This window comes from Rhizobium sp. 01N447_2, from assembly GCF_056399245.1.
Genome location: NZ_JBFTQY010000029.1, coordinates 61,752 through 69,151 on the forward strand (window position 1 = coordinate 61,752; position 7,400 = coordinate 69,151).

Consider the following 7,400-nt stretch of genomic DNA (forward strand, 5'->3'; position numbering starts at 1 on the left):
TCAAGCCATTGGAGCCTCCGGATGAGCAGGAAAGAAACGACCGGTCAGGCAATGACCCGTTCACTCGTCGCCCATGGGATCGATACCGTATTCGGCATCCCGGGCGCCCACATGTATGATTTTAACGATGCTCTCTACGGTGCCGGTGACAAAATTCGGTTCATTCACACCAGGCACGAGCAGGGCGCCGGTTACATGGCCTATGGTTATGCCAAATCCACCGGCCGGATCGGTGCCTATACCGTCGTTCCCGGCCCAGGCGTCCTCAATTCCGGGGCAGCTCTTTGCACCGCTTACGGCGCCAATGCCCCGGTGCTGTGCATCACCGGCAACATCATGTCCCACTTGATCGGTCAAGGCAGAGGGCAGTTGCACGAATTACCGGATCAACTCGCGACGATGCGCGGAATCACAAAGACGGCAGAGCGGATCAATCACCAGTCCGAAACCGGCCCTGTCATGGCCGAGATCGTCGCCAAAATGCTCTCCGGCCGCCAGGGTCCGGGAGCGGTCGAAACCCCGTGGGACGTGTTTGGACAATCCGGCCCCGAAATCGATCTGCCGGTCGGCACGACAGCGTCTCATCCGGCCGTCAACCCTGATGAAATCGCTGCCGCGGCGGCACTGATATCAGGCGCCAGGAATCCGATGATCATGGTTGGCGGCGGCGCGGTGGATGCTGGAGCGGAGATCGCTGCTCTTGCGGAATTGCTGCAGTCGCCGGTCACGTCCCATCGCTCCGGCAAGGGCATCGTCGCCGACGACCACCCGAACTACCTGAATTTCGTCGCCGCCTACGAATATTGGAAGAACACCGATGTTCTGATCGGCGTGGGTAGCCGCCTCGAATTGCAATTCATGCGGTGGAAGTGGCTTCCCAAGGATCTCAAGGTGATCCGCATCGATATCGATCCGACCGAGATGGTCCGTCTTAAGCCGAACGTTGGGGTGGTCGCCGATGCCAAAGCTGGAACGCAGGCTCTACTCGATGCCCTGGCAGGTTCCGGCCGCACGGATCGCACGCGCGAATTTGCCGAACGCAACGAAGAGGCCAGGTCCCGCTTCTCGGCCGTGCAGCCGCAGCTCGCCTATCTCGATGCCATTCGCGAAGCCCTGCCGAGGGACGGCTTCTTCGTCGAGGAAATCTGCCAGATGGGCTTTACCGCCCGATTTGCATTCCCGGTCTATGCCCCTCGTCAGTACGTCACATGCGGTTATCAGGACAATCTGGGTTTCGGCTTCAACACGGCCTTGGGCGTGAAAGTCGCCAATCCCGACAAGGCCGTTATTTCTGTTTCCGGCGATGGCGGCTTCATGTTCGGGGTTCAGGAACTTGCCACCGCCGTCCAGCATAAGATCAATGTCATCGCCATCGTCTTCAACAATTCGGCCTATGGCAACGTACTGCGTGACCAGAAGCAGGCGTATAAAGGCCGTTATCTTGGCTCGGAACTCACCAATCCAGACTTTGTCGCGCTTGGCGAGAGCTTCGGCATTCGCGCATTCAAGGTGACGAGCCCTGGCGAATTGAAAGACGCGATCGAGAAAGCCCTATCTCTCGACGAACCCGTTCTCATCGAGGTTCCCATCGAGAAGGGATCCGAGGCGAGCCCTTGGCCTTTCATTCATCCGGCTCCGCACACCGAATGAAGCGCAAGGGCTGAAGCCGCTCAAGGCGACGGTCCCTGCAGAAAGATCGTCGATAGCGGCGGCAGCGTCAGCGACAGCGAGACGGGCCTGCCATGGGCGGGCACCGGTTCGGTCGACACCGCGCCGTTGACCAGGCCAGAGCCGCCATATTCCCGTGCATCCGTCGTCATCTTCTCGATCCACACACCGTCTCTCGGCACACCGATCCTGTAGCCGTAACGCGGCACCGGCGTGAAATTCGACATGACCAGGACCGTCGAAGCGCGATCGGGCGCATAACGGAGCATGCCGAGGACGGAATTGACGGCGTCGTCGGCTGCCGCCCATTCGAAACCCTCCGGATGAAAGTCGCCGAACTGCAATGCCGGCTCGCCCCCGTAAAGGCCGTTCAGATCCTTCACCAGCCGCTGAATCCCCACATGCTGAGGCCGGTCCAGCACATCCCAGGTCACCGACCCGTCATGATTCCACTCGCCCGGCTGGGCGATTTCGCTGCCCATGAACAAGAGCTTCTTGCCGGGATGGCCCCACATGAAGGCGAGGTAGCTGCGCAGATTGGCGAATTTTTGCCATTCGTCGCCCGGCATCTTCGTCAGCAGCGAGCCCTTTCCGTAGACGACCTCGTCATGTGAAATCGGCAGAATGAAGTGTTCGGAATAGGCATAGAGCATTCCGAAGGTCATCGTGCCATGGGCGTAGCTCCGGTAAATCGGATCCTTCTCGATGTAGCTCAGGCTGTCATGCATCCAGCCCATGTTCCATTTGATGTCGAAGCCCAGCCCCCCTTGCTCCGGCGGCTTCGTCACCCCGGGCCAGGCCGTCGATTCCTCGGCGATCGTCATCGCGTGCGGGCAGCGCTCGTGAATGATGCTGTTCAGGTGCTTGAAGAATTCGACCGCTTCCAGGTTCTCGCGACCACCATATTGGTTGGGAATCCATTCGCCCTCGTTGCGGCTGTAGTCGCGGTAAAGCATCGAGGCCACGGCGTCGACCCGCAAACCGTCGATATGGTAGCGCTCTAGCCATTCCAGCGCGCTGGCGATCAGGAACCCTTTCACCTCTTTGCGGCCGAGATTGTAGATCAGCGTGTTCCAGTCGCGGTGAAAGCCTTCGCGCGGATCTTCGTGCTCGTAGAGCGCGCTGCCGTCGAAGCGGGCAAGCCCCCAGACGTCGGTGGGAAAATGGGCGGGCACCCAGTCGAGGATGACGCCGAGCCCGGCGCCATGGCACCGGTCAATGAAATAGGCGAAATCCTCAGGCGTCCCATATCGGCCGGTCGGAGCGAACAGGCCGAGCGGCTGATAACCCCAGGATCCGCCGAACGGATGCTCCATGATCGGAAGCAGCTCGATATGGGTAAAGCCCATGTCTCTGACATAGGGAACGAGCCTTTGGCTGAGTTCGACCCAGTCGAGCGACCTGTTGCCGTCCTTTTGATCGCGAAGCCAGGAACCGGCGTGCACCTCATAAACGGAGAACGCGCCCTCCAGCCTGTCTTGCCGGGACCGGCCCTTCATCCAGCCGTCATCGGTCCATCGAAACGGCGTCGACGATGCGACGATGGACGCGGTGGATGGGGCGGCCTCGCTCGCCCTCGCCACCGGATCGGCCTTCTGCGGCAGGCAGGTCCCCTGCGCATCGACGATCTCGAACTTGTATCTTTCGCCGGGTGCCAGCCGGGGGATAAACAGCTCCCACACGCCCGCCGATTGTCTCAGCCGCATCGGGTTTCGCCGCCCGTCCCAGGCGTTGAAGTCGCCGACAACCGAGACGCGGCGCGCATTCGGAGCCCACACGGCGAAACGAACGCCTGATATACCGTCGATCGACATATCAACCGCGCCGAGCGTACGGCTGAGACTATAGTGGGTGCCCTCCGATATCAGATGGAGGTCGAGTTCCCCGAGCAGCAGACCGAAACTGTAGGGGTCCTCGGTGATCTGGACTGCATCCGGCCATGTGATCCGCAGCCGGTATCCCGTCCTCGACGCAGCCGCCGCCGCAAACAGGCCGGACGGGTGGGCGATGCTGAAAGGCGTCACCACCCGATCGCTCGTCGCATCGATGAGATCGATCGCTTCCGCGCCGGGCAGGTACACCCGCACGATCGTCATGCCGCCGCTTTCGTGGGGACCGAGGATCGAAAAGGGATCGCCGTGGCGCCCCTCGATTAAGGCCCATAGCGCATCCTGTCCGATGCCCGCCAGGAGTTCCGAGCGCTCAACATTCATGCCTTGACCCCCGCCAGACGCGATACAATTTCGGTAAGGCCGGATAGCGGGATCGGAAGCCATTTCGGCCTGTTGCGGGCTTCATAGGCGATCTCGTAGGCGGCCTTTTCGAGAAGAAAGGCATCGAGAACCCTCCGTCTTTGATTGGCTGGCATGTCAAGCTCCTTCGATACGGAAACCGCCTGCGAATAGGCATCGAGAAAGGCCTCCTCGGCATGGCGCCCGAAGCGGGCGATCGCCTCGCGACGGACCTCGTTGTCGTGTTCGATGACCGCGTCATTATCGAGCTGGGCGGTGGCCACGAGATAGCTCAGCGATCTCAAAAGCCCGGCGACATCGCGCAGCGGGTTTGTCTTGGCGCGGCGCTCCGTCAGGTTTTTCGCAGGCTCGCCCTCGAAGTCAATAATGACGGCATCACCCTCGCTGACGAGGATCTGGCCAAGATGGAAGTCGCCATGCGTGCGCGTCATCAGCGTATGGCGGGCGCTCTCCGCCAGCGTCGCGGCGAGGTCTGCGAGTTCGGAACGACGCTTGAGAAGCGGCGCTGCGAGCAGGTCGATTGCGGGGTCGGCATTCTCGTCGCGTTCGTCAAGCTTCGACATGGCATAGGCGAGCTCCCCGGCAACGGCCTTCCTCATCGCCTCGACCTCGCTGTCGCCTGCTACCACCGGGCTGAAGGCCTCGTCCCCGGTCTTCGCAGCGAGCACGACATGCAATTCGCCGAGCCTGAGGCCCACCATCGCGACGAAACTGATCAGCGACCGGAAGACGTCGTCGTCTGGTTGGACCGCCGGATCGTTCAGCACCAGTTCGTCGGCCCCACGGCGCAGATTGTTCAGCATCCAGTTCCAGGCGTCGCCCTGATTGCGGATCGCGCCCTGGACGATGATCAAGGTCGAACGGCGTCCGCTGGAATCGGTATGTGCGACCTCGCCGAGCAACGGCGCCGTGTGGTCATAGCCGGCGCGGGTGAGGTAGCGCGTCATCTCGACTTCCGGATGGATGCCCGGGAAGATGTGCCTGATCAGTTTGATCATCGCTACGTCGCCGACCAGCAGCGAGCTGTTGGATTGTTCAGCCGATAGCCAATGCACCGGCAACTCGTCTGAAATATCGAGACTGTCGAGCTGTTCTGTCCCAATGAATTCGAGCGTGCCGGTCCGGCCGGTGGTGCGCGAGCGGTCGCGAAGTCCGTGGAGAATGCCGCGCGCCATTGCCTCCACGGCAAATCCGTCTGTGAGGAAACCGACGCGTCTACCTTGGCGAATCCTCCCAAGCGCAAGCTGCTGGGCAAGCGCGGATGGGTGCGCATCGTCCCAGGCGACCGCGAGCGGCAGTTGGTAGGATTCGCTGTGGTTCGGCAGCACGACCTCCAACTCGCCGAGGACGACGCCGTCGGCGAATGGGATTGGTGTCGTGGAGATCAGTCGGGCGGCCTGAAGCGCCTGGTCCTTTGCCCCGAACCATCGCCGCTTGGAGAGATAGGCGGGCAGGATTTCGCCGCTCAGGATGCGTGCATGACCCGGTTCATCCACGAGGTCGAGCAGGTTACGCCGGATGACCATCGTCAACAGATCGGGAAGCTGTTCCGGTGGTGCGGTGCGCCACGCCGGCGGGTCGGCATCAGCCGTCAGCTGGAACCAGAAGAAACCGTAGGGCGGCAAGGTCAGCAGGTAGGTCAACTGGCCGATCGGCGGAAACGGCGACATGCCGGTCAGTTCAATGGGAACGCGCCCCTCGAAGCTCGACAAGTCGAGTTCGACGGCCTGGGGCAGCCGCGAGAGACTTGCAACACAAAGCAAGACCTCACCTTCATACTCCCTGAGATAGGCAAGGATCTTGCGATTTTCCGGTGAAAGAAACCGCAGCGTGCCACGCCCGAAGGCGGGATGCCTGCCGCGCAACGCCAACATTCTGCGCGTCCAGTTGAGCAGCGAATGCGCGTCCGTGCTCTGCGCCTCGACGTTGACGGCCTCGAAACCGTAGAGCGGGTCGGCGACGGGCGGCAGGACGAGACGCGCCGGATCTGCCCTGGAGAACCCGCCATTACGGTCCGGAGACCATTGCATCGGCGTCCTCACCCCATCCCGGTCGCCGAGATAGATATTGTCGCCCATGCCGATTTCGTCGCCGTAATAGATCACCGGCGTTCCTGGCATCGAGAGAAGAAGCGCGTTCATCAGCTCGATCCGCCGGCGGTCGCGCTCCATCAATGGCGCCAGGCGCCGCCTTATGCCGAGATTGATGCGGGCACGTTTGTCGGATGCGTAGGTCTCCCAGAGATAATCCCGCTCGGCGTCGGTCACCATTTCAAGCGTCAGCTCGTCGTGGTTGCGAAGGAAGATCGCCCATTGGCAGTTGTCTGGAATCTCCGGCGTCTGACGCAGGATATCGGTGATCGGAAACCGATCCTCCTTGGCGATCGCCATGTACATGCGCGGCATCAGTGGAAAGTGGAAGGCCATGTGGCATTCGTCGCCCTCTCCGAAATATTCGCGCGTGTCCTCCGGCCATTGATTGGCCTCGGCAAGCAGCATCACGCCGGGATGAGTGGCATCGAGCGCGGCGCGTATGCGTTTGAGGATCACGTGGGTTTCCGGCAGGTTTTCGTTGATCGTGCCCTCGCGCTCGACAAGGTAGGGGATCGCGTCGAGACGAAAACCGTCAATGCCGGTTTCCAGCCAGAAGCGCATCACCCTCAGCAATTCCTCCATGACAAGGGGGCTATCGAAATTCAGGTCGGGTTGATGGGAATAGAAGCGGTGCCAGTAGTAGGCGCCAGCGACCGCGTCCCATGTCCAGTTGGATTTTTCCGTGTCGATGAAAATGATGCGCGTTTCCGGAAATTTCTGATCGGTATCGGACCAGACATAGAAGTCGCGCTCCGGCGATCCCGCCGGCGCCTGGCGCGCGCGCTGGAACCAGGGATGCTGATCGGAGGTGTGGTTGATGACGAGCTCGATGATGACGCGGATATTGCGCTGGTGGGCGGCGTCGACGAAGGCTCGGAAATCCTCCATCGTCCCATAATCGGGGCTAACATTGCCGTAGTCGGCGATGTCGTAGCCGTCGTCGCGTCGCGGAGAAGGAAAGAAAGGCAGAAGCCAGATGGCATTGACGCCGAGGGCTGCGATATGATCGAGCTTCTGGTGCAGGCCGGCGAAGTCGCCGACCCCGTCGCCATTGGCGTCGTAGAACGACTTGATGTGCAGCTGGTAGATGATCGCATCCTTGTACCAGAGCGGCAGYGGCGCGCTATCTGCATTCATCGTGTCCATTCATGCCTCCCTTGAGCGAATACGCCAGATCGCATAGGGCAGGACCTCAGGATTGAGACTGATGCTCTGCCATTTGCCGGTCCACTTGAAACGATGCCCGCCGATCAGATCTTCGGCATCCAGCGTGCCGCCGTCGCCCAGCGACCACTGCCAGAGCGGCAGCTCGACGTCGCTCTGCTGGAAATTGTGGGGATCGAGGCTGATGGCGATCAACAGGACGTTGTCGCGGGCACGGCTTGCC

Annotated in this window: 4 protein-coding genes; 1 reads left to right on the top strand and 3 read right to left on the bottom strand. The window is 61.2% G+C overall.

The features are described from left to right. Positions 1 to 21: 21 nt before the first annotated feature. On the top strand, positions 22 to 1,650 hold the full coding sequence (locus AC1ECN_RS20535; RefSeq protein ID WP_130656998.1) for a thiamine pyrophosphate-dependent enzyme: 1,629 nt from the start codon (positions 22 to 24) through the stop codon (positions 1,648 to 1,650). A gap of 20 nt (positions 1,651 to 1,670) precedes the next feature. Here the strand turns inward: AC1ECN_RS20535 and glgB are convergent, their stop codons facing one another. From glgB to AC1ECN_RS20550, 3 genes are all read right to left on the bottom strand, one after another. Beyond that, positions 1,671 to 3,881, bottom strand: coding sequence for a 1,4-alpha-glucan branching protein GlgB (gene glgB / locus AC1ECN_RS20540; protein WP_024319682.1), 2,211 nt, complete (start codon positions 3,879 to 3,881; stop codon positions 1,671 to 1,673). Further along, entirely contained in the window at positions 3,878 to 7,159 is a 3,282-nt protein-coding gene (gene treS / locus AC1ECN_RS20545; RefSeq protein ID WP_024319681.1) for a maltose alpha-D-glucosyltransferase, read from the bottom strand. Before treS ends, glgB begins: the two co-directional genes overlap by 4 nt. Further along, positions 7,160 to 7,400, bottom strand: a 241-nt coding sequence (locus tag AC1ECN_RS20550) for a hypothetical protein (RefSeq protein WP_477953950.1), incomplete at its 5' end; no start/stop codon positions are given.

Coding starts and splice junctions, on each gene's coding strand:
- AC1ECN_RS20535 (WP_130656998.1), top strand. CDS start 22: ATGAGCAGGAAAGAAACGACCGGTCAGGCAATGACCCGTTCACTCGTC.
- glgB (WP_024319682.1), bottom strand. CDS start 3,881: ATGAATGTTGAGCGCTCGGAACTCCTGGCGGGCATCGGACAGGATGCG.